Origin of the sequence: Dactylosporangium sp. CA-233914, from assembly GCF_050942935.1 — a bacterium.
Lineage (GTDB): Bacteria > Actinomycetota > Actinomycetes > Mycobacteriales > Micromonosporaceae > Dactylosporangium.
Genome location: NZ_CP192030.1, coordinates 3,681,884 through 3,702,165 on the forward strand (window position 1 = coordinate 3,681,884; position 20,282 = coordinate 3,702,165).

19 protein-coding genes are annotated in these 20,282 nt (G+C 67.4%); 7 read left to right on the forward strand and 12 right to left on the reverse strand.

From position 1 onward, the window contains the following. Window positions 1–12 precede the first annotated feature (12 nt). Window positions 13–1,245, reverse strand: a complete 1,233-nt coding sequence (locus ACQPY0_RS16950) for an IS4 family transposase (protein ID WP_432995276.1) — start codon at window positions 1,243–1,245, stop codon at window positions 13–15. 680 nt (window positions 1,246–1,925) lie between these two features. Between ACQPY0_RS16950 and ltrA the strand changes: the two genes are divergently transcribed. Further along, window positions 1,926–3,185, forward strand: coding sequence for a group II intron reverse transcriptase/maturase (gene ltrA, locus ACQPY0_RS16955; protein ID WP_432989816.1), 1,260 nt, complete (start codon window positions 1,926–1,928; stop codon window positions 3,183–3,185). A gap of 308 nt (window positions 3,186–3,493) precedes the next feature. Here the strand turns inward: ltrA and ACQPY0_RS16960 are convergent, their stop codons facing one another. Genes ACQPY0_RS16960 through ACQPY0_RS16970 form a run of 3 tightly spaced genes read right to left on the reverse strand, consistent with a single transcriptional unit; the run spans window position 3,494 to window position 7,236 of the window. Continuing rightward, window positions 3,494–5,743 carry a xanthine dehydrogenase family protein molybdopterin-binding subunit gene (locus ACQPY0_RS16960; RefSeq protein ID WP_432989818.1) on the reverse strand — a complete coding sequence of 750 codons (2,250 nt, stop codon included), beginning with the start codon at window positions 5,741–5,743 and terminating at the stop codon, window positions 3,494–3,496. After that, the gene (locus tag ACQPY0_RS16965) at window positions 5,730–6,713 is read right to left on the reverse strand and encodes an FAD binding domain-containing protein (RefSeq protein ID WP_432989820.1); all 984 of its coding nucleotides are present in this window, start codon (window positions 6,711–6,713) and stop codon (window positions 5,730–5,732) included. The genes ACQPY0_RS16960 and ACQPY0_RS16965 overlap by 14 nt, the downstream gene beginning before the upstream one ends. Further along, a complete protein-coding gene (locus ACQPY0_RS16970; RefSeq protein ID WP_432995278.1) occupies window positions 6,706–7,236 on the reverse strand; it encodes a (2Fe-2S)-binding protein in 531 nt (176 codons plus the stop codon). The genes ACQPY0_RS16965 and ACQPY0_RS16970 overlap by 8 nt, the downstream gene beginning before the upstream one ends. Before the next feature lie 160 nt (window positions 7,237–7,396). Between ACQPY0_RS16970 and ACQPY0_RS16975 the strand changes: the two genes are divergently transcribed. Together ACQPY0_RS16975 and ACQPY0_RS16980 are read left to right on the forward strand one after the other, a co-directional pair. Further along, the gene (locus tag ACQPY0_RS16975) at window positions 7,397–8,215 is read left to right on the forward strand and encodes a 3-keto-5-aminohexanoate cleavage protein (RefSeq protein WP_432989822.1); all 819 of its coding nucleotides are present in this window, start codon (window positions 7,397–7,399) and stop codon (window positions 8,213–8,215) included. A gap of 39 nt (window positions 8,216–8,254) precedes the next feature. Next, entirely contained in the window at window positions 8,255–8,980 is a 726-nt protein-coding gene (locus ACQPY0_RS16980) for an SDR family NAD(P)-dependent oxidoreductase (RefSeq protein WP_432989824.1), read from the forward strand. A 214-nt stretch (window positions 8,981–9,194) separates the two neighbouring features. Here ACQPY0_RS16980 and ACQPY0_RS16985 read toward each other — a convergent pair whose 3' ends face one another. The 7 genes from ACQPY0_RS16985 to ACQPY0_RS17015 form a co-directional block, all read right to left on the reverse strand. Continuing rightward, window positions 9,195–10,160: an amidohydrolase family protein gene (locus tag ACQPY0_RS16985; protein WP_432989826.1), complete on the reverse strand. Its 966-nt coding sequence runs from the start codon at window positions 10,158–10,160 to the stop codon at window positions 9,195–9,197. Window positions 10,161–10,254: 94 nt separating this feature from the next. After that, window positions 10,255–11,064: an ABC transporter ATP-binding protein gene (locus ACQPY0_RS16990; RefSeq protein ID WP_432989828.1), complete on the reverse strand. Its 810-nt coding sequence runs from the start codon at window positions 11,062–11,064 to the stop codon at window positions 10,255–10,257. Next, window positions 11,064–11,834, reverse strand: a complete 771-nt coding sequence (locus ACQPY0_RS16995; protein ID WP_432989830.1) for an ABC transporter permease — start codon at window positions 11,832–11,834, stop codon at window positions 11,064–11,066. Before ACQPY0_RS16995 ends, ACQPY0_RS16990 begins: the two co-directional genes overlap by 1 nt. Beyond that, window positions 11,831–12,646, reverse strand: coding sequence for an ABC transporter permease (locus ACQPY0_RS17000; protein ID WP_432989832.1), 816 nt, complete (start codon window positions 12,644–12,646; stop codon window positions 11,831–11,833). Before ACQPY0_RS17000 ends, ACQPY0_RS16995 begins: the two co-directional genes overlap by 4 nt. An 83-nt stretch (window positions 12,647–12,729) precedes the next feature. Then, window positions 12,730–13,767 carry an ABC transporter substrate-binding protein gene (locus ACQPY0_RS17005; RefSeq protein ID WP_432989834.1) on the reverse strand — a complete coding sequence of 346 codons (1,038 nt, stop codon included), beginning with the start codon at window positions 13,765–13,767 and terminating at the stop codon, window positions 12,730–12,732. Window positions 13,768–13,831: 64 nt separating this feature from the next. Further along, window positions 13,832–14,791, reverse strand: a complete 960-nt coding sequence (locus tag ACQPY0_RS17010; protein ID WP_432989836.1) for a VOC family protein — start codon at window positions 14,789–14,791, stop codon at window positions 13,832–13,834. A 19-nt stretch (window positions 14,792–14,810) separates the two neighbouring features. Continuing rightward, window positions 14,811–15,677 (reverse strand): fumarylacetoacetate hydrolase family protein, encoded by an 867-nt coding sequence (locus ACQPY0_RS17015; protein WP_432989838.1) that lies wholly within the window; start codon window positions 15,675–15,677, stop codon window positions 14,811–14,813. Window positions 15,678–15,786: 109 nt separating this feature from the next. On the opposite strand from ACQPY0_RS17015, the gene ACQPY0_RS17020 reads away from it, so the two are divergent. Next, window positions 15,787–16,485, forward strand: coding sequence for a GntR family transcriptional regulator (locus ACQPY0_RS17020; protein ID WP_432989840.1), 699 nt, complete (start codon window positions 15,787–15,789; stop codon window positions 16,483–16,485). Next, on the forward strand, window positions 16,482–18,083 hold the full coding sequence (locus ACQPY0_RS17025) for an FAD-dependent monooxygenase (protein ID WP_432989842.1): 1,602 nt from the start codon (window positions 16,482–16,484) through the stop codon (window positions 18,081–18,083). The genes ACQPY0_RS17020 and ACQPY0_RS17025 overlap by 4 nt, the downstream gene beginning before the upstream one ends. Window positions 18,084–18,122: 39 nt before the next feature. Here ACQPY0_RS17025 and ACQPY0_RS17030 read toward each other — a convergent pair whose 3' ends face one another. Beyond that, window positions 18,123–19,064 carry a LysR family transcriptional regulator gene (locus ACQPY0_RS17030; protein WP_432989844.1) on the reverse strand — a complete coding sequence of 314 codons (942 nt, stop codon included), beginning with the start codon at window positions 19,062–19,064 and terminating at the stop codon, window positions 18,123–18,125. Between the two features lie 81 nt (window positions 19,065–19,145). Here ACQPY0_RS17030 and ACQPY0_RS17035 point away from each other — a divergent pair, with 81 nt between their 5' ends. After that, complete coding sequence (locus ACQPY0_RS17035; protein WP_432989846.1) at window positions 19,146–20,087, forward strand: fumarylacetoacetate hydrolase family protein; 942 nt, start codon at window positions 19,146–19,148, stop codon at window positions 20,085–20,087. Further along, a complete protein-coding gene (locus tag ACQPY0_RS17040; protein ID WP_432989848.1) occupies window positions 20,084–20,278 on the forward strand; it encodes a ferredoxin in 195 nt (64 codons plus the stop codon). Before ACQPY0_RS17035 ends, ACQPY0_RS17040 begins: the two co-directional genes overlap by 4 nt. Window positions 20,279–20,282 lie beyond the last annotated feature (4 nt).

A 20,282-nucleotide genomic window follows, 5' to 3' on the forward strand; every position in this document is an offset into this window, starting at 1 on the left:
TCGGAAAGGTGTTCAGGGGGTGATGGCCGCCTGGTCGGTGACCTGGCGGCGCACGACGCGAAGGCCTTTGATGAACGACATCCGGTCCGGGTCGTAACCGGCTGGGTCGGCGGCGTCGAGCAGCAGCGCGCGGATGGCGTAGTGCGCCAGCAGCAGGCCCCACATTTGTTGTTCGACCAGGTCCGGGGTCTTGGAGCGGAGGACCTCACCGCGGCCACGCAGGTCGGTTTTCAGTTCGTCCAGCGCGGATTCTTCCTCCCAGCGCTGGTGATAGGCCTCGGCCAGGTCCCTGGCCGGGGCCTCGTGTGGGTCGGTGATGGTGGTGACCACGACGATCAGGTCGCCGTCAGGGTTGCGGTCGGGGACGGTGTACTCGACCACTCGGACCAGACGGGCCAGGTCCGCGGGAACATCGTGGCCGGCTCTGGCCTGCTCGACCAGCCGAGCCCGCCGCTGAGCACTCAGGCCGGGAGCGTAGATCAGCGCCTGGTAGGAGCCGTCGGGCAGCCAGCGCAGGTGCCCGACCGATACCGACGCGCCGATCCGCCAGGCCAGGTCAGCGCCGGTGGCGGCGAACGCCTGGAACAGTTCGTAGGAATACAGGCCGGCGTCGGCCATGACCAGCATGTTCGGGCCGACCGCGCCGGCAAGGCCAGCGGCCAGAGTGCGTTCCCCGGTCCGGCAGCCGCCTAGCACCGCGCCGATGATGGCGTGGCTGCCGCACTCCGCGAGGGCGGCGACGTGCACTTTCGGGTACGCCGACGCTTTCGGCCCGGACCCCATCCGGCCGAACCGTTCCGCATTGTCCGGGGTGTCGGCCACGTCGAAGCTGGTCGCGTCGATCGCCATCAACCGGCGCCGGCCGAGCCAGGCGCCTTTCGTGCCCGGCGTGGCCAGGGGCACCGCGGCCCGCTCGAACAACGCCTGCATTGGCTCGACACCGAGGCGTTGCCGGGCCTGGGTGATCGCCGACTTGGTCGGGACCTGCCAATCGTCGTCCCAAGAACCGAGTTTGCGCAGGTTACCCACCAGCCTGCGCATCACCTCGTCGTACGACTCGGCGAAGAACAACCCCATCGCGATCACATACCGGACCATCACGTGCGCCGGCAGCCGCCGGGACCGCTGCTCCCGCCGCTGCGTGCGGTTGAGGACCTCCTCGAGGAGGTCGCGACTGAACCGGGCCGACACCACACCCAACCCGACATGGTCGGTCAACCGACCCCACAGCCGTTCCTCCGCCATCGATGACGTCACGGCCAGCCACCGTACCGGCCTCCACAATCGACGTCAGCTCACCACGCTGACCTCGGCAGAAGCCTTATCTGAACGGCATTGTTGTGTCCCGAACGCGAAAGGGCGGAGATATGTAGGAATGTCTGTCTTGTAGCGATGCTGTACGGAAGATGAAGGTTTGGCCCTTCGGAGTCGCCCTGCTGGGGGAGGCTTCAAACCACCTCATGCTGCATTAGCTGAAGACTGTTGTGGTGAACGATGAGGAAAAGGCGTCCATTCGAGATGTCAGGTGGGGGTCGGGAAGGCGAGCGGAAGCGAATCGCTGATGACGTGTCGAAACTTAGAAGGTGACATCGAAACCGGGGTGTCAATGCGATCCCGGGATGAGTCTGGCGGGGACCAGTTTACTGGCCAGGTGGTGTCCGGCATACAGGCGACGCGAGCCCGGCCTGCGGCTTTCGTGCGGAACGGGAGAAGGCGCGTGAGGACACTATCCGCTGCTGTCTGGTGGGTGAGAGGGAGCGTTCCAGACCGCCCGAAGCGGTGAGGAACTGAGTACCGTTGCCGATCGCGCTGGCGGACCGACTCGTAGTAGTGACGAAGCCTTTGTAACGAAGGTGGAGCGAAGGGGTCGGGTCGTTCGTGACTGGTTTACCCGATCAACCAGCAGTTTGGCTGGGAGGAGTCGTGTGAATGAGTTGAAAGCATCGGGCAAGCCGTTCGTGATTGCGAAGCGGGCTGTCTGGGAGGCGTACGAGAGGGTGAAAGCGAACAAGGGCGCGCCGGGCGTGGACGCGGTGTCGCTGGCGGAGTTCGAGACGGATCTGAAGAACAACCTTTACAAGATCTGGAACCGAATGTCGTCGGGGACGTATTTTCCGCCTCCGGTGCGTGCCGTGGAGATCCCGAAGACCGGGGGAGGCGTCAGAGTTCTGGGCGTGCCCACGGTCGGGGACAGGATCGCCCAGACGGTCGCGGCGCGGGTCATCGAGGCGGAGGTCGAACCGATCTTCCACCCGGACTCGTACGGCTACCGGCCAGGGCGCTCCCCGGTCGACGCGGCAGCGGTGTGCCGGACACGGTGCTGGAAGTACGGCTGGGTGATCGATCTGGACATCCGGAAGTTTTTCGACACGGTCCCGTGGGATCTGCTCCTGAAAGCGGTCGCCGCGCACACTGATCAACCGTGGGTGCTGTTGTATGTGGAGCGCTGGTTGAAAGCGCCACTGCAACTCCCCGACGGCACTCTGCAGGAACGAGACCGAGGAACCCCGCAGGGGTCCGCAGTTTCACCTGTACTTGCTAATCTGTTTCTCCATTACGCGTTCGACATGTGGATGGCCCGCATGTTTCCGACGATCCCGTTCGAGCGCTACGTGGATGACGTGGTCGTGCACTGCGTCAGTGAACGTCAGGCCCGATATGTGCTGGCGGAAATCGCGAAGCGGATGACCCAGGTAGGGCTTGAGTTGCATCCGGAGAAGACCCGGATAGTGTATTGCCAGGATGACAAGCGGCGTGGCTCGTACGAACACACCGAATTTGTCTTCCTTGGCTACGGCTTCCGGCGGCGTTCCGCCCGGTCGAAGGACGGGGCGATGTTTGTGTCGTTCCTGCCGGCGATCAGCAAACAGTCCCTGAAGAGAATCAGTGTCGAGGTGCGGTCGTGGCGGCTGCACCATCGCACAAGCCTGACCGAGAAGGACCTCGCCGATTGGATAAACCCGATCGTCCGGGGTTGGATGAACCACTACGGGGCGTTCTACCGATCTGCCCTGTATCCCCTCCTGGAACGCATCAACGCCTACCTGCTGCGGTGGGTCCGCCGGAAATACAAGCGGCTGCGGGGCAAGAAGAAAGCCCGGACGGCGTGGAACAAAGCCATCCGAAAACGACCGGGAGCCTTCGCCCACTGGGCCTGGGTCACCCACGCCCCCACGGTCTGGTGACCAGAACGACAAGAGCCGTATAACGGGCGACTGTTACGTACGGTTCTGTGAGGGCCCGGGGGTGAGATTCCCCCGGGCTACTCGGCGGTCATGGCGGCACCCTCATCGGCGGCGGCGGCGATTGCCTTGACGATCCCGTGAACGAGACCGTTCTTGCCGAAATATATCTGACTCCCGACATGGGCATAACCACGATGTACACCGTTGATACGCTTCTGTCATTTGTGATCACTTACCAGGACCTTGCCGATCGGCGGTTCGACAAGACTCGGCTCCGCTTCGACTGGGCGGGATGAGCCCAAGAGTCGCTAGGGTGCACCATCGGCGGTCATGAGTTGGTCGACCGTCATCGGCAGGCTGCGTAGCCTGATCCCGACGGCGTTGTAGATGGCGTTACCCACGGCCGCGGTCATCCCGCCGGCGCCGATCTCGCCCGCGCCACGTATCCCGAGCTCGTTGTGGCTGTAGTCGGGTATGTCCAGCAGCACCACCTCGGCCGCGGGGACATCAGCGTTGACGGGCACGAGGTAGTCGGCCAGGCTCGCATTGCTGATGACTCCTGTCGAGTCGAATTCGAGCCCTTCGAACAGTGCTGTGGACATGCCCCAGATCATGCCGCCCATGATCTGGCTCTCGGCGGTCTTGCGGTTCACGACCCGACCGATATCCATGACACCCAGCATCCGCCGAACCCGCGGCTCCAAGGTCCACCGGTTGAGCCGGACCTCGCAGAACTGCGCGCCGAACGACCAGTGGGCACGGCCGTCGTGGACGGGTCCACGGGGCTGGGTCTGGCCGCGGCTGGTGAGGGCGGGCTGCCCGAGGGCCGTGAGCAGCTGGGCAAACCCGATTGTGGTGGAGGCGTGACTCAGCGTTCCGGCGTACACCTCGATCTTCTCGGCGGGTATGCCCTGGAAGGGTGAGTCACGTTCGCCGGCGGCCCGGTCCCGTAGCTCAGCCATCGCGGACCGTGCTGCGGCATGGACGGCGGGCGCGACCGAGGCCGTCCCGGTCGAGCCGAGTGCCGCGCCGCCGGCCGGGAGGGCCGAATTGCCGTGTCGTACGACGATCCGCTCGACCGGGACGGCCAGCGCGTCGGCCGCCGACATCGCTATGACCGTGACCATCCCGGTGCCCAGGTCCACCGCTGAGGTCGCCACCTCCACGGTGCCGTCGGCGTGCAGCGTCACCTCGACGACAACCGGTGATATCTGCGCCGCGCGATACACCGTGGCCGCGACGCCGAGGCCGACATAGTCATCGCCGTCCACGCGTGACCGGGGTCGCCGGCTGCGCTCGGCCCAGCCGAACCGCTTGGCCCCGAGCCGGAGGCACTCCGCCAAGCGCTTGCTGCTCCAGGGCACGTCGAGCCCGGGGTAGGTGGCCGCGTCATTGCGAAGTCTCAGCTCGACCGGGTCCATGCCGAGCCGATCGGCGAGCTCGTCCATCGCTGTCTCGATCGCGAACAATCCTGGGACCTCGGCCGGGCCACGCATGAATCCCGTGCGTGGCAAATTGAGCGTGACCCTGCGCTGGCTGACCGACATCGCGTCGGTGCGGTAGAGCATCCGCGTCGTGGCGTGGCCCGGCGCCATCAGCAGGTCCGAGATCAGCGCCGACTCGCCTGACCGCGAGCGGTGCTCGATCGCCGTCAACCGGCCGTCGCGGTCGGCTCCGAGGACGACGTGTTGCTCAGTCATCGCGCGAATGACCGTGGTCGTGAACACCTGCCGGCGAGTCAACACGATCTTGATCGGCCGGCCGAGCACGCGGGCCGCAGCGCACGCCAGTTTGACGTCAACGCCGGCGCGGGTCTTGCCGCCGAACCCACCCCCGATGTATGTCGCGACGACGTCGATGTCGTCGGGCGGGAGGTCGAACGTCGCGGCCAGCTCTCCCACCAGCCAGGGTAGTGACTGATGCCCGGTTCGCAGGTGCAGCCTGCCGTCGTCGCTCCACCAGGCGAGCGCGTTGTGCGGCTCCATGGCGACGTGATTCTGGGCCGCTGTGCGATACGTGCCGCTCACGACGACCTCGCTGCGGGCGAGGATCTGCTGAACGTCCTCGCCGTCAGGGGCATAGCCCGTGTCGGCATCCTGGCCGTGGTCGACCTGCGCGGGTACGGAGTCCCGGCCGGAGACGTCGAGCGAGACCTCGGCTTGCTCGCACTGATAGCTCGGACGGACCCGGGCGGCCGCCTCGCGCGCCTGTTCGAACGACTCGGCGACCACGAGGGCTACCACCTGGCCGTAGTGGCGCACCACCGGGTCCATCAGCGGTGCGTAGCGGGGACCGCTCGGGTTGGTCAGGGAGGGCACCGGCTTGATCGGGAGCGGATCGAACGGTGTGAAGACCGCGATGACGCCAGGTGCGGCCTTCGCCTCGCTGAGGTCTACCGCATCGAGGCGGCCTGCGGCGATCTCGCTGGTCACCAGATAACCCCAGGCCATGCCCGGACAGGCCTGGTCGATCGAGTACGGCGCGTCCCCGGTGACCTTCGGCAGGCCGTCGACGCGATCGATTCGCGCACCCAGGATTGCGGAGTCATCGGTTGGCATAGGCCGAGATCACCTTCTCGATCGCACGTTCGACCGTCCGTTCGAGCAACGGCACCTTGAACGCGTTGTGGGTGAGTGGGCGCGCTCCCGCACTCGCCAACGCGGCGGCCGCCCCGATCTGACCGGATACGGCGGGAAGCCCGACCAACGCCGCCTCGACGTCGTGGAGACGCCACGGGACGGTCGCCACCCCGCCGACCGCGACCCGCGCTTCGGCGATGACGCCTTCCTCGACAGCGAGCCGGACCGCCGCTGAGGCGAGTGCGAACTCGTAGGACGCCCGGTCGCGGACCTTGACGTAGGCCGCACGGGCCTCGGCCGGCCCGCGAGGAATGTGCACCTGCGTCACGAGCTCTCCGGGGAGCAAGATGTTCTCCTGATGCGGGCTGTCGCCTGGGGTGAGGTAGAACTCGCCAACCGGCACGGTCCTGGTGCCCCCGCGCCCGGCCAGAGTGACCGTCGCCTCGCTGGCCACCAGAGCGACGGCCAGGTCGCTCGGGTGGGTCGCCACGCAGGCCGCACTGGTGCCGATGATGGCGTGCATGCGGTTCGACCCGCCGATGGCCGCGCATCCGGTGCCGGGCTCGCGCCGATTGCAGGGGGAAGCGACGTCGCGGAAATAGCCGCACCGGCTGCGCTGGAGCAGGTTCCCGCCGACGCTTGCCATGTTGCGCAACTGCTGCGAGGCGCCGGCCAGCAACGCCTCGCAGATCAGCGGGTGTTCGTGCCGAACCTCGGGGTGCAGGGCGACGTCGCTCATGCGGGCCAGCGCCCCGATCATCACGCCGTCCTCGGCAACCGTGATCTCACGCAGCGGCAGGCCGTTGATGTCCAACACCATGGGTGGTCGCATCACGCCCAGCTTCATCAGGTCGACAAGGGTCGTCCCGCCGGCAAGGAAAGCGGTGCCTTCCGCCGCCGCCAGCGCGTCTGCCACGGTCCCCGCCACCGCGAAGCCGAACTCACGCATCCGGCGCGGAACCCTCCGCGAGCTGCGAGTCCCGAACCGCGCGGATGGCCGCGACAATGTTCGGGTAGGCCGCGCAGCGGCAGATGTTCCCCGACATGAACTCGCGTAGCTCCTCGTCGGTCCGAAGATCAGTCCGATCGAGCGCCGCCACCGCGGACATCAACTGGCCGGGGGTGCAGAATCCGCACTGGAACGCGTCGTGGGCGAGGAATGCAGCCTGCAACTGGGACAGGCGTGGATCGGACGCCAACGAGTGGACGGTCTTCACGTCCGCGTCCCGCACGGTCCCGACCAGGGTCAAGCACGACAGGACGGCGCGCCCGCCCACGTGCACGGTGCAGGCCCCGCACTGGCCGTGGTCGCATCCCTTCTTGGGCCCGGTGATCCGGAGATGGTCGCGCAGCGCGTCCAGGAGGGTCAGCCTGGAATCGCAGACGAGTTCAACGTGCTCGCCGTCGACCCGCAGGCACACCTGTATGACGGCGCCGTCCGCTGTCGACGATGCGAGCGCCTCTGCTGACATCAAAGAGCTCCCCTTGCGTGGGTTACGCCTGACGACCGGCGCTACGTCCATCATGCTAGATGTGAAGAATTGACAATGCAACGGATTGCCTAACTATGGCGCGACTATCTATAGTCTGGTGGCCGCGGGCAGAGCCTGCGGCGCGGACCGAGGAGGTTCCATGAGCGTCGTCATCACTGTCGCGCCGACCGGCCCCCTGGCTACCAAGGCGGACAACCCGACGTTGCCGACTCAGCCACCAGAGATCGCCGACGAGGTGCTGAGGGCCTACCAGGCGGGCGCGACCGTGGCCCACATCCATCTACGCGACGAGGACGACCAGCCCACCGCCGACCGCGACATCGCCCGCCGGACCATGGAGTTGATCGCCGAGCGGTGCGACATCCTGGTGCAGCTGTCGACCGGAGTCGGGCTGTCGGTGCCATTTGAGGAACGGGCGCGGCTGGTCGACCTGAGACCGGCGATGGCCACGCTCAACCCTTGCAGCATGTCGTTCGGCGACGGTGAATTCCTCAACCCACCGCGGAAGGTTCGCGAACTGGCGGCCCGGATGCGCGACCTCGAAGTCAAGCCTGAGCTGGAAATCTACGACACCGGTCATCTCGAGGCCGCGCTGCGCCTGCGCGACGAGGGGTACCTCCGCACAGACCCGCTGCAGTTCTCGATCGTGCTTGGTGTGCGTGGTGGCATGGCCGCCACGCCCGAGAACCTGATCACGATGGTGCGGCGGATTCCCGAGAACGCCGTCTGGCAGGTGATCGCGGTCGGCCGGGCAAACCTGTCCCTGACCGGCATCGGCCTGGCCCTCGGCGGCAACGCCCGGGCCGGGATGGAGGACACCCTTCACCTCGGACCCGGGGCGCCCACCAAGGGAAACCTTCCACTGGTCGAACGCGCCGTTCGGCTCGCCGAAGATCTCGGGCACACCGTGGCCGACGTCGCGCAGACGCGGGAGGCTCTCGGCCTCCCGCGTCTGTGAGGGGGCCGTACCGTGGGGCGGCTGAGTGGCCGTACGGTCGTGATCACCGGTGGCGCCCGTGGAATCGGCGCATCCTACGCGCGGGCAGTTGCGGCCGAGGGTGGCAATGTCGCCGTGTGCGACGTGCTCGAGCCCGATGAGGTCGTCGCCGCGATCGGCGGGAACGCCTGGGGGAGCATCTGTGACGTGGTTGATCCCGCTGCCGTGGCCGGCTTCATCCAGCAGGTCCTCGATCGCTTCGGCCGGATCGACGGACTGGTGAACAACGCCGCATTGTTCGCGACGCTTGCGGAGAGCAAGCCGTTCGAGCAGATCGACTCCGACGAGTTCGACCGCGTCATGCAGGTGAACGTGCGCGGCGTCTTCGAACTTACCCGGGCGGTGCTGCCGGCGATGCGAACGCAAGGCTACGGCAAGGTGGTCAACATCTCGTCGGGCACGGTCTTCAAAGGCGTGCCCGGAAAGGCCCACTACGTCGCCTCGAAGGGTGCCGTAATCGCGCTGAGCCGGGTGATGGCCCGCGAGCTCGGCCGTGACGGAATCAGGGTCAACTGCGTCGCGCCGGGCTTCACCTTGAGCGACGGAGTCCTCGAGTGGGGCGACGAAGCCCAGGCTATGAACGTCCCGAACATCGCCTCACGGTGCCTCCCGCGCGACCAGCAGCCCGAGGATCTCGACGGCGTCGTGGTGTTCCTGCTCTCCGCCGAGAGCGACTTCATGACTGGGCAGACGCTTGTTGTCGACGGCGGATCGGTGATGCACTGACCTGCGTTTGTGAACAAGCCTTGCTCCAGTCGGACACGCCTCACACCTCCGATGGCCGGCGCGACCCCCACATCTGATCGCCACCGGTCGCGCCGGCCATCGGGAAAGCCCCAGGGCAGGAGCCGCCGCAGATCGCCGTCGCCGTGCTGCTGGGCTGTGTCCAGCTTGGCGAATACCGCCGTGAGCCCGGGCAGCGCGCTGCCCGGGCTCACGGTCAGAGCTTCAGAATGCGGCGTGCGTTGAGATGCGCGATCTTCTCCCGGTCGGCGTCGCTGAGCCGGGCGGCCTCGAACCCGCGGACCGCGCTCGCCGTCGACTCGTAGGGGTAGTCGATCGAGAACATGATCCCGTCCGCACCCAGAGCCAGCACCGCGCCCTCCAGCACAGCGGGCGAGGTGACCCCGCTCGTGGTGATCAGGATGTTGCTGCCGAGGTACTCCGACGGCATGCGCTTCAGCGGCCACAGGGACTCCTGGACCAGGTAGCGGGAGTCCATCCGGGAGCCGTGGAAGGGCAGCAGCTCGCCCATGTGCCCGACGATCAGGGTGGCGTTGGGATGCCGGTCGAATACGCCGCCGAAGAGGAGCCGTAGCACATGCCCGGCCACGGTAACTCCGAAGCTCCACATCGAACCCCGCAGCTCGGGATGGCCCTCCATCACGTGCCACTGATCGGCGGCGATGATGCTCGGGTGGATGTACAACGGGACATCCAGGGTCTCGAGCTCGGTCCAGAAGTCCTCGTATGCCGGCTCGTCCAGGTATGACCCGTTGGTGTGGTCGTTGACGAGCGCGCCGACGAACCCCAGCTCCGTAACGCACCGACGCAATTCGGCGATCGCCGCCTTCGGATCCTGCATCGGCAGCGCGGCGAAGCCACGGAAGCGGTCCGGCTCGTTGGCGATCGCCTCGGCCAGGTAGTCATTGGCGGCCGTGGCGTTGGACACCGCCTCGGCGACGTCGGTGTACGCCTGGATGCCGGGCACCGTGAGCGACAGTACCTGGATGTCGACGCCGTGCTCGTCCATCTCGGGCAGCCGGTAGGCGGTGAAGTCGGCCAGCCGCCGAGCCCAGTCCTTCATGACGTCGGGCCTGGTGCGGTGCGTGTTGCGCGCCCACGGCGGTGTGCCGGCGTCCGGGCCGGGGATCGAGAATGCCTCTTCCAGCGCGATGTAGGTCATCGGATTCCTTCCGTGGATACTCCGGCCTTCAGGCCGCAGAGGAAGCGGGACCCTGCGTGCTGGGTCAGCGCCGCGATACCGTCGCCTCGGTCCGTCACTTCGCCCCACCCACCGGATGCAGATCGGCGTCGGCGCCCGGTGCGGTGTCGGGACGGCGGATCAATCCCAGCACCTGCGTACGCAGCTCGGCGAAGCGGGGGTCGGCCTTGGTGGCGATCTGGTCGCGGGGTCTGGGCAGGGGCACGTCGATCGTCTCGAGGACTGTGCTCGGACGGGCCGACAAGGCGACCACGCGGTCCGCGAGATACACGGCCTCGTCGATGTCGTGCGTGACGAGCACCATCGTGATGCCGCTCGTGACGTGGACGCGGAGCACAAGGTCCTCGAGATCGGCGCGGGTCTGAGCGTCAACCGAGGCGAACGGCTCATCCAGAAGCAGGATCTCGGGCTCGTAGGCCAGTGCTCGCGCGATGGCGACGCGCTGCTGCATCCCTCCCGACAGCTGCCAGGGGTACCGCTTGCCGAAGCCGTCCAACCCGACCTGTGCCAGCGCGGACCGGACCCGCCGGCCCCGCTCAGCGCGAGACGGCACCTTGTTCTTCAGCGGCAGGCCGACGTTGTGCTCGACCGTCAGCCACGGCATGAGCGAACGGCTGTACTCCTGGAAGACGCAGGCCAGCTGTCTCGGTGGTCCGCAGACCTCGGTGCCGTTCAGCCGGATGCTGCCCGACGTGCATCGCAGCAGCCCGCACATGCATCTGAGCAAGGTGGTCTTGCCGGCTCCTGATGGGCCGACGATGCAGATGAACTCGCCGTCGGCAACGGTGAACCCGATGTCGCGGATGGCCTCGACCGTCGAGTTGCCGACGGTGTACTGCTTCGTTACGTGGGACAAGGTCAGCATCAGATACCTTTCATCAGGCCGCTGTGCCAGCGCAGAACGCGGCGCTGGAAGATGAGCAGCAAGCCGTTGGATGCGATCCCCAGGATCCCCAGCAGCAGCATCCCCGACCACATGGCCGGCATGTCGAACGTCGACTTGGCCTCGACCGTGACCCGGCCGATTCCGTTGGTCGAGGCGAACATCTCGGTCACGACCATCATGATGAACGCCAGTTGCAGCGACACCCTCATGCCGGAGACGATCTGCGGGCCCGAAGCGGGCAGGAGCACCGACAGCAGGCGCTGGGCCGGGGTGAGCCGGAAAACTCGGCACACGTCCTCCACCTGCGGGTCCAGCGAGCGCACGGCGTCGATGGTGTTGAGCAGGACGGGGAACATCGCGATGAAGCCGATCACCACGATCTTGCCGAAGTCGCCGATGCCGAAGACCAGCACGCTGATCGGGACCAGCGTTGCCCCCGGTAGTGACCGGCCGAACTGGACAGCCGGGTTCAACGCACGGCCGAGCGGCCGGAACCGGCCCAGCACCACCCCCACCGCCACGCCGGCCAGCGTGCCCAGCGCGTAGCCCGCGGCCATGCGCGACACGCCAGGCACGACGTCGGAGGGTACTCGTGCGAAGACCCAGGTGGTCCGGAACGTGTCAAGCACCTGAGACAGGGGCGGATAGTACGGTGAGGTGCTCTGCGCCGAGGTGACCCACCAGGCCACGAGCACGGCGACGGGCAGCAGGGCCGTGAGGGCGAGCCGTCGTAGATGTCGAGCCATCATGCCTCCACCGGACGGTAGCCCGGATGCCAGCGCAGCAGTGTCCGTTCGGTGCGGGCAAAGACCGCGTTCAGAGCCAGGCCGAGCAGTCCCGTGGCCAGCAGGATCCCGTACATCGCGTCATACAGGCCGTTGGACGAGTCGCGCGCCAACATGCTGCCCAGGCCCGGCACACCGCCCAGCATTTCCATGACGACCGAGCCCAGTAGCGCAATCGAAGACGCGATCCGGACTCCGGTCGCGAGAAACGGCAGGACGCTCGGGATCGAGACGCTGCGCAGCCGCTGGGCTCTGCTCAGCCCGAACACGCGGGCCGTGTCCCGGGCGACGGGGTCGATGCTCCCCACGCCGTAGTGCACCTGGTAGAGGATCGGCCAGAAGGCGCCCGACGCGGCCAGCGTGATCGCGACCTGCGACGTGGCCCCCATGACCAGGAGCATCAGCGGGAGGTAGACGATCGCGGGAATGGGGCGGACGAACTCGAACAGCCCGCTGAGCAGATTGTCGACCCAACGGCTGCTGCCCGTGGCCAAGCCGACGACCGAGCCGGCCGCCAGTGCCACCGCCAGCCCGGCGGCCCAGTGCGTGAGCGTCTGACCCACTGCGCCCCACAGCTCATCGGAGCGTGCGTTCGTCACCAGCCACGCCACGGTGCTGGAGAACGGCCGCACCTGGGGCGGTAGCACTGTTCTCGCGAGAACTTCCCAGAGCCCGCACAGCAGCAGGGTGCTGCCGAGTGGCAGTAGCGCACTATCGAGTTGGGAACGCAGGATCTGTGGCGCCGAGCGGCGAGCGGCGACCAGGGGTGTGCTCACCCCACCGACGGGATCTGGGCCGGCGGAGCTCTTGCCACCAGTGGAGGGGACCGCTGTGTGAGTCTGGGACATCCTCGTCGACCTCAGGGTTTGACCGTGATGCCCGGCGGTGGCGTTGACAGATCGGCGTTGGGAGCCGTCGACCAGACAACGTCATCGATCGGGAGCGACTTGTCCAGTGAGCCGTAGCGGACCATCAGCTCCATGATCTTCGTCGTGGAGTCGCGGCTCACCCCGCTGGCGTACCAGGGCAAGGGCAGGTTCCGGACGACCTCGGCGGGCGTACCGGTCTTCGCCACGATCTGCGCCCGGACCTCGTCGGGATGGCTGTTGGCGTAGGCTTCTGCCTCGGCCCACGCGTCCAGGAATCTCGACATGACGGCGCTGTGCTCCTTGGTGTATTGCTTCGACGCCATCAGCACGCTGACGATGGAGTGCGGGCCGAGGGCGATGGCGGCCGGGTCTCCCAGGCTCTTGAAGCCCGCTTGCTGGAGCTGGCCGATGAACGGCTGCAAGGTGTTGACGGCGTCGACCTTGCCCTGCTGAAGGGTGGCGACCTGATTCGGCAGAGGGACCGCCAACAGCTTGACCTTGGTCGGGTCCCCGCCGGCCTTGCGCACCGACTCCATGACTTGCAGGCTCCAGTGGGTGTTCAGGCCGGCGACGCCGACCGTTTTCCCCTCCAGGTCCTTGAACGACTCGATGCCGCTCGTCTGGGGAACCATCGCGGCGAAGGTAGAGCTGGTTGGCGACTCGTAGTCGGCGACGAGCGAGGTGACAATCTGGACCCCGAATCCCTTCGCCACCGCGGAGGGCACCGCGGTCACGTCTGTGATGCCCACCTGTGCCTGTCCGTTGAGCAGCAGGGGTACCTGGTCCGACCCGGCTGAGCTCGCCGGCCGCAGAGCCTTGATGTCGATGCGGTGCCTGGAGAAGATGCCCTTCTCGACCCCGAGCGTGAAGGCGGCGGTGTTCGCGTTGTCGGTGTAGATGACCGTGACCGTCGCAGTGCCATCAACGCTGTCGGTGCCTCCCGAGCCGTTGCTGGACCCGCAACCGGTCAATCCGCTGATCGCGATGGCTGTCGCCAGACCGTACAGTGCTGTGCGTTTATTGACCATGAAATCTCCTCTGTGTCGTGATGCCGAGGGCGGAGAGGTGCATTGGCGACACGGAGCGGGACGCTCAGGTTGTGCAGTGCGTCCCCGTCATGTGGGCGGCCAGGTCCTCCGGGTGGAGGAATGAGGGCGGGGGCGGCGGCCCCCAGCTGTAGAGGCTGCGTGCCTCGCCCCAGACCTGGGGGGCCCATACGGCGTCGTCGACGATGCAGTCCATGTCGGAGTAGTACTCGGAGAAGTTGCCGGCCGGGTCCTTGAGGTACCAGAAGAAGTTGGAGCCGATGTGGTGCCGGCCCAACCCCCAAACGTGCCGGCCGGGGTCCTTCTCCAGCATGGCCGTCGCGCCGCGCCCGATGTCGTCGAGGTCATCGACCTGCCAGGATGTGTGGTGGAGATAGGCGAGCGGCGACTGCTGGACCAGCACATTGTGGTGGTCGGATGAGCAACGGAGGAATGACGCGAGACCGGGCACCGTGTCGCTGGTCTTGAAGCCCAGTCCCTCCGCGAAGAAGCGCTGCGAACGGTCCTGGTCGGTCGAGCCGAGGACGACATGGCCGAGCCGGCGCGGCCGAACCGGTGTCTCGCGCAGGATGCCGGCCGCTCGTTGATTGGTGCGGGCGTCAACGCCAGGGGTGTTGTAGGCAGGCGAAGGTGTTCGGTCCTGGCGGATCCGGTCAGCGATCTCGACAACCACCCAGACCTCGGTGCCGGGCTCGAACGCACGCACCCGCGTCGCCGAGCGCTCTACGGTGATGCCGATGGCCTGCAGGCCGGCCGCCGCCCGATCGAGGTCGTCGGGATCGTCGACACCCACCCCGAGCTGTAGCAGGCGGCGGCGGTCACTGCGGGAGATCTTCAGCTGCTCGCCGCCGTCGACGGTGGCCAGGCTGCGCGTGCGGTCCCGTTCGGCCGAGCCGTTCTCCTCGCCGCAGGGATGGGGCGATAGCCCGAAGTCGACGTAGTAGTCGACAGTCTCCGAGACGTTGGGGACGCCCATCACGATCTGGGTCAGGCGGTGCAGAGACACCAGAGCCTCCTTCGGGTGATCAACTGGCCGGGGTCGGATACCTGGCTCCAGCGACGAATTCGTTGCGCAACTCGCCGATGCCGTCGACAAAACTGGTCAGGGTCGAGCCAGGGGTCAGGAACCGCTTCGGGTTCCTCGCGTTTCCCACGCCAGAGGGTGTGCCGGTAAAGATGATGTCGCCGGGGAGCAGCGGGCAAACGGCCGAGAGCCGGGCGATGAGCTCCGGAACGCTGAAGATCATGTCCCGCGTCCGGCCGCGCTGGAGAACCTCACCGTCCAGCGCACAGCCCAGTTCAAGGTCGTCGCGGTCCTTGAACTCGTCCGGGGTGACCAGAACCGGACCGACGGGAGCGAAGCCCGGGAACGACTTGCCGAGGGAGAACTGCGGAACCGGGCCGGCGAGCTGGACCACCCGCTCGGAGAGGTCCTGACCCACCATCAGGCCCGCGACGTGGCGCCACGCCTCGTCCTCGGACACGTGGTGGGCACGCCGTCCGATCGCGACAACCAGCTCAACCTCCCAATCCACCGTCGCGCTCGGCAGCGTGACGGGAGCGCACGGTCCGGTGATCGACGTCGGGAACTTGGTGAAGACGGGTGGACTGTCCGGCCTGCCCATCGCCGACTCGTCGACGTGCTCGGCGTAGTTCAAGCCGATCGCGAAGACCTGCTTCGGCGCCGGAGTCGGGGGGCCGACGCGCTCCGGCTCGATGGCGACGTCAGCTTGGTCGTCGCGCCCGGCGGCCCATTCCAGGAACGCGTCCCAATCCTCGATGAGCCGCTGGGGGTCCGAGGGGAAGCGCCCGTCACTGGCGCCGGCGATGTCGAGTCCCCCCTCGGCCTTGCACAGCAGTGTCGCCCGTCCATCGATGTTCGCAACCCGCACGACTTCTCCGATCGCGTGGAGTGGATGTGGCCACGGTCACGGTAATCGGCAACAGATTCTCTTGTCCATAGCAGAATCAACTATTGCCTCGACTGTTACCATCTTCGTCATGGCCAAGCGCGGCAGCAGCGAGAGCCTCGTCGTCGATGTGTACGAACGGCTACGAGCCGAAATCTATGACCGCCTACTCGCCCCGGGCGAGCGGCTCAGACCGGTTGAGCTGGGGCAACGCTTCGGCGTCAGCGTTGGCGTCACGCGTGACGCCCTCGGCCTCCTAGCCGCTCACGGCCTGATCAAGGTCGAGCGCAACCGCGGATTCCACGTCGTTACCCTCTCCTCCACGGCGCTTGCCGACCTGACTGACGCGCGCAAGCTCATCGAGGGGGAGGCGCTGCGCAAGTCGGTGATCAATGGCGGCGTCGCGTGGGAGTCCGAGATCCTCGCCGCGCACCACCGCATGGCGAGTGAACCGGTGTACCTGCCCGACCAGCCGAGCGTGCGCAACAAGGTATGGGCGGCCAACCACATCGCCTTCCATTACAAGCTCATCGAGGCGTGTGACAATCCGGTCCTCCTCGACATCTGCGTGCGGCTCTCCGACGCGGCGGAGCTCTACCGCGCCTGGTCCGTCATCGGCGGCGAGACGACGCGGGACATCGCCGGGGAACACCAGGCGCTGCTGGACGCCGCGCTGGCTCACGACGCCGACCGGGCGGTCGCACTGTTCGAGGACCACGTGGACAAGACGCGACAGCTCGTGATGGAGCTCGAGCACCACCGCCCCGGCACACTCGAGGCCGCCTCGTGACCGGCCCCCTGCCCGTCCTCGTCGTGGGCGGCGGGCCGGCGGGCCTGGCCGCCGCCATCGAGCTCGGCCTGCGCGGTGTCGAGTGCCTGCTGGTCGAGCCACGGGCGGCGGTCTCTCACACGCGGCCTCGCGGAAAGACCACCCACGCCCGGACGATGGAACACTTCCGCCGGTGGGGAATCGCCGACGAGCTTCGCGCCGTCACGCCGACGCCGCCGGAGGTCTACCACGACGTCGCTTTCTGCACGTCCCTGTTCGGGCATGAGGTGCACCGCATGCCGAACGCGTTGGGGATCTTCGCGCAGAAGCGGGCGGAGATGGCGGAGACGGGCCTCTTCATCGGACAGCCCTACGTCGAGGAGGCGCTTCGACGCAAGGTCGCGTCGCTCGCCTCGGTCCGCACGCGTTACGGCGCTCGTGCGACGGGAAGGCTCGTCGAACAACCCGAGCAAGTCGGGGTCGAGATCGTCAACCCGGACGGACGCGCCGAACTGTTGCATGCCCGTTACGTGCTGGCGGCCGACGGCCCACGCAGTACGCTGCGCGAGGCATTGGGCATCCCGCTGCTCGGTGGGGCCGAGGGTGGCGAGAGCGTGAGTGCCCTGTTCCGGGCACCGGGCTTGTGGGGCCAGGTCCGGCACGCGCCGGCCGTCTTCTACTGGTGTGTCGGCGAAGGCCGCGCCGGCAACCTCTCGCCGTACGACACCAGCCGCGACCTGTGGGTGGCGAGTTGGCAGCGCTCCGCCGGGATCGACCCGATCGCGGCGATCCAGGCCCTGATCGGTCGCCCGAGCGAACTGGAAGTCCTCAATGTCGACACGTGGCAGTCCCGCCGCGCGATCGCCGAGCGGTATCGCGCTGGACGGGTATTCCTGGTCGGCGATGCGGCAAGGCAGACGCCGCCCTGGGGCGGGCACGGCTACAACACCTGCGTGCTCGACGCCGTCGATCTGGCGTGGAAGCTGGCGGCGGTGGTGCAGGGCTGGGCGACGGAGCGGCTGCTGGACACCTATGAGGTCGAGCGTTGCCCTGTAGCGCAATACGTCATCGAGACCTCGACCCGAAACCTGCGCGTCCTGAGCAGCGACCTCGTCCGTGCCGGGACCGACGACGACGGCCCAACCGGCAGGACGGCCCGCGCGCAGCTGGCGGCGGAGATCGACGCCGCGAAGCGAACCGAGTTCTACAGTTTGGGCTTGGTGCTGGGATACAACTACGCGCACTCACCGGCGGTCTGTGGCCGGCGCTCGGGCCAGGAGGGCGGGCAACCGGCCGACGTCACGACGTACACGCCGTCGTTCAAGGCGGGCGCACGGCTTCCCCACGCCTGGCTGACCGAGGGGCGGTCGCTCTTCGACCTGCTCGGCCAAGGCTTCACGCTACTGGTGAACGAGTACGACGACACCGCGGCGGCGATCGCACGTGCCGCCGGACGAGTGCCGCTGACCGTCCTGACCGCCAAGGAACTACCAGGCTCCTATCGCCGGCCGGCCTACGTCGTCGTGCGACCCGATCAGCACGTGACCTGGAGCGGAGACCGGCTCGATGCCCCACCGGCCGCGATTTGGAACGCTGCGCTCGGTCACGACCTCACATAGCGGGAAGGAGCCGAGCCGCAGCCGCGTCCGGTTGACGGTTCAGTCCCGATCGGCCTCGGGCAGCCAGTACTCACTCGTCGGCGGAGTCAGCCAGTCGTGTTCGGCGGTGATCTCTTGAATCGCGCTGATGGCCCTCCGCAACCGGGCTGGGGCGCGTCCCCGCGACCGCCAGATGACTGAGAGCCGACCCAGCGGCACGGGGCCCACCACGGGTCGGACCACGACACCGTCCGAGACCGGTGCCTCCAACGGCGCGAACGCGGGCGCGTGATGGGTCAGGACCGCCGCGTTCGCCGCGCTGCGGCCATGACCGTGCAGGCGCCAGCCGATGCGGAGGCCGAACACCGTGGCCGCCTCGCGATTCCAGTCCTGCCACTCGGCCGCCTGCTCGGCGGTGTGCAGCACCAGGGGATAGGCGGCCAGTTCGGCCATCGGCACCTTCTCGCGTGCGGCTAGCTCGTGGTCGGCGGGCAGAATAATCCCGATCGGCTCCAACCGCACCGGGTGGTGCCGCAGACCCGCGGGCAACGGCTTCGCCAGCCCGTGCACCCGGCCGAACGCCAGATCCACCCGGCCGTCGACCACGGCCGAGACGGTTGCTGTGAGCCCCTGGCCCTGCACAACCTCGAGCTGCACACCGGTCAGCCTCGGGCCTAGTTCCCGGGCGATGACGCCCGACGTAAGTCCCTCGGTGATCACGTCAAGGCGCAGCGGCTGGGCGTTCTCGTGCAGCTCCTCGAGCAGAGCCTGGGCCTCGACGAGGAGTTCGCGTCCACGTTGGACGAACAGCTCGCCGGCCGGGGTGAGCTCGACGTGGCGGCGATCGCGGACGAACAGCGTGACGCCCAACCGGCTTTCCAAGCCGCTGACCTGCGCCGAGAGTGTCTGCTGGGCGATCAGCAGGCGAGCGGCGGCACGCGTGAAGTGCAGTTCGTCAGCGAGGACGACAGCATAGCGCACTAACCTCAGATCTAGATCCACTGCTTGTTGACAGTAGATTGCTGTTAAAAGCGGGTCAACAGTGTTGGACGCCCTACTCCGTGTCGGCGTGAAATCGGTGACGTGGACGCGCATGACAACCTCGCCCCAGCGACGTGGTCGCTGGTCACCGTCGATACGCCCGGAGGCACCCGCTGTGCGGCCCTCAGCGAGCAGGGGGTGCGGGAAGTGCCCTCGCTGCACGGCTACGCCGGCGTATTCGAGGCACTGCAGGACTGGACGTCTCTCGTACCCGCACTGCGCACCTACGACCCAAGCCAGGCCTCGCCGCTGTCCGGCGCCCGGATCCTCGCCCCGATCCGCTATCCGCGTACGGTGCTGTGTTCCGGCCCCAACTACCGCGACCACCTGGCGGAGATGACGGGCGACCAGACGGGCAGCAGCACGATCGAGCTCGCTCCGTTCTTCTTCCTCAAGCCCCCCAGCACCACGGTGATCGGCCCGGGTGATGCGATCGTGATCTCGCCTGACGTCGATGAACAGGTCGATTGGGAAGCCGAGCTCGGCGTGGTGATCGGCAGAGGAGGCCGCGACATTCCTGTCGAGCAAGCGCAAGCGCACATCGCCGGCTACACCATCGTCAACGACGTCTCGGCACGGGGACCGCACCGCCGCGCGGATGCGTTCGCCGGGGCATTCGCCTGGGACTGGCTGGCGTCCAAGGGCCAGGACACCTTCTGCCCCACCGGTCCCGGCGTCACCCCGCAGTGGTTGGTGCCCGACCCGCACGACCTGCCCATCCTTCTGACGGTCAACGGCCACGAGGAACAGGCAAGCAGTACCAAGGAAATGATCCATGGCGTAGCCGAACTCGTCGCGGCGGCGAGCGCCATGCTCACCCTCCAACCCGGCGATCTGCTGGCCACCGGCACGCCCGCGGGCGTTGGCGCGCCCCGTGGCAAGTTTCTGCGGCCGGGCGACACGGTGGAGGTCGCCATCGGCGGCTTGGGCCGGCTTCGCAATCCCGTCACCGCCCGCCAAGACACACAAGGAGCATCAGCATGAAACTGCGCGTCGACCGCACACTGTGCCTGAACTCGGGCCTGTGCGCCGGGCTCGCTCCCGACGTGCTCGACCTCGACGAGCAGGGCGCCCTTATCGTGCTTGACGAAAACCCGCCGTCTCACCTGCACGAGGACGTACGACAGGCGATCTCCTACTGCCCGGTGCACGCCCTGTCGCTCACGGAGGACTGAGCGC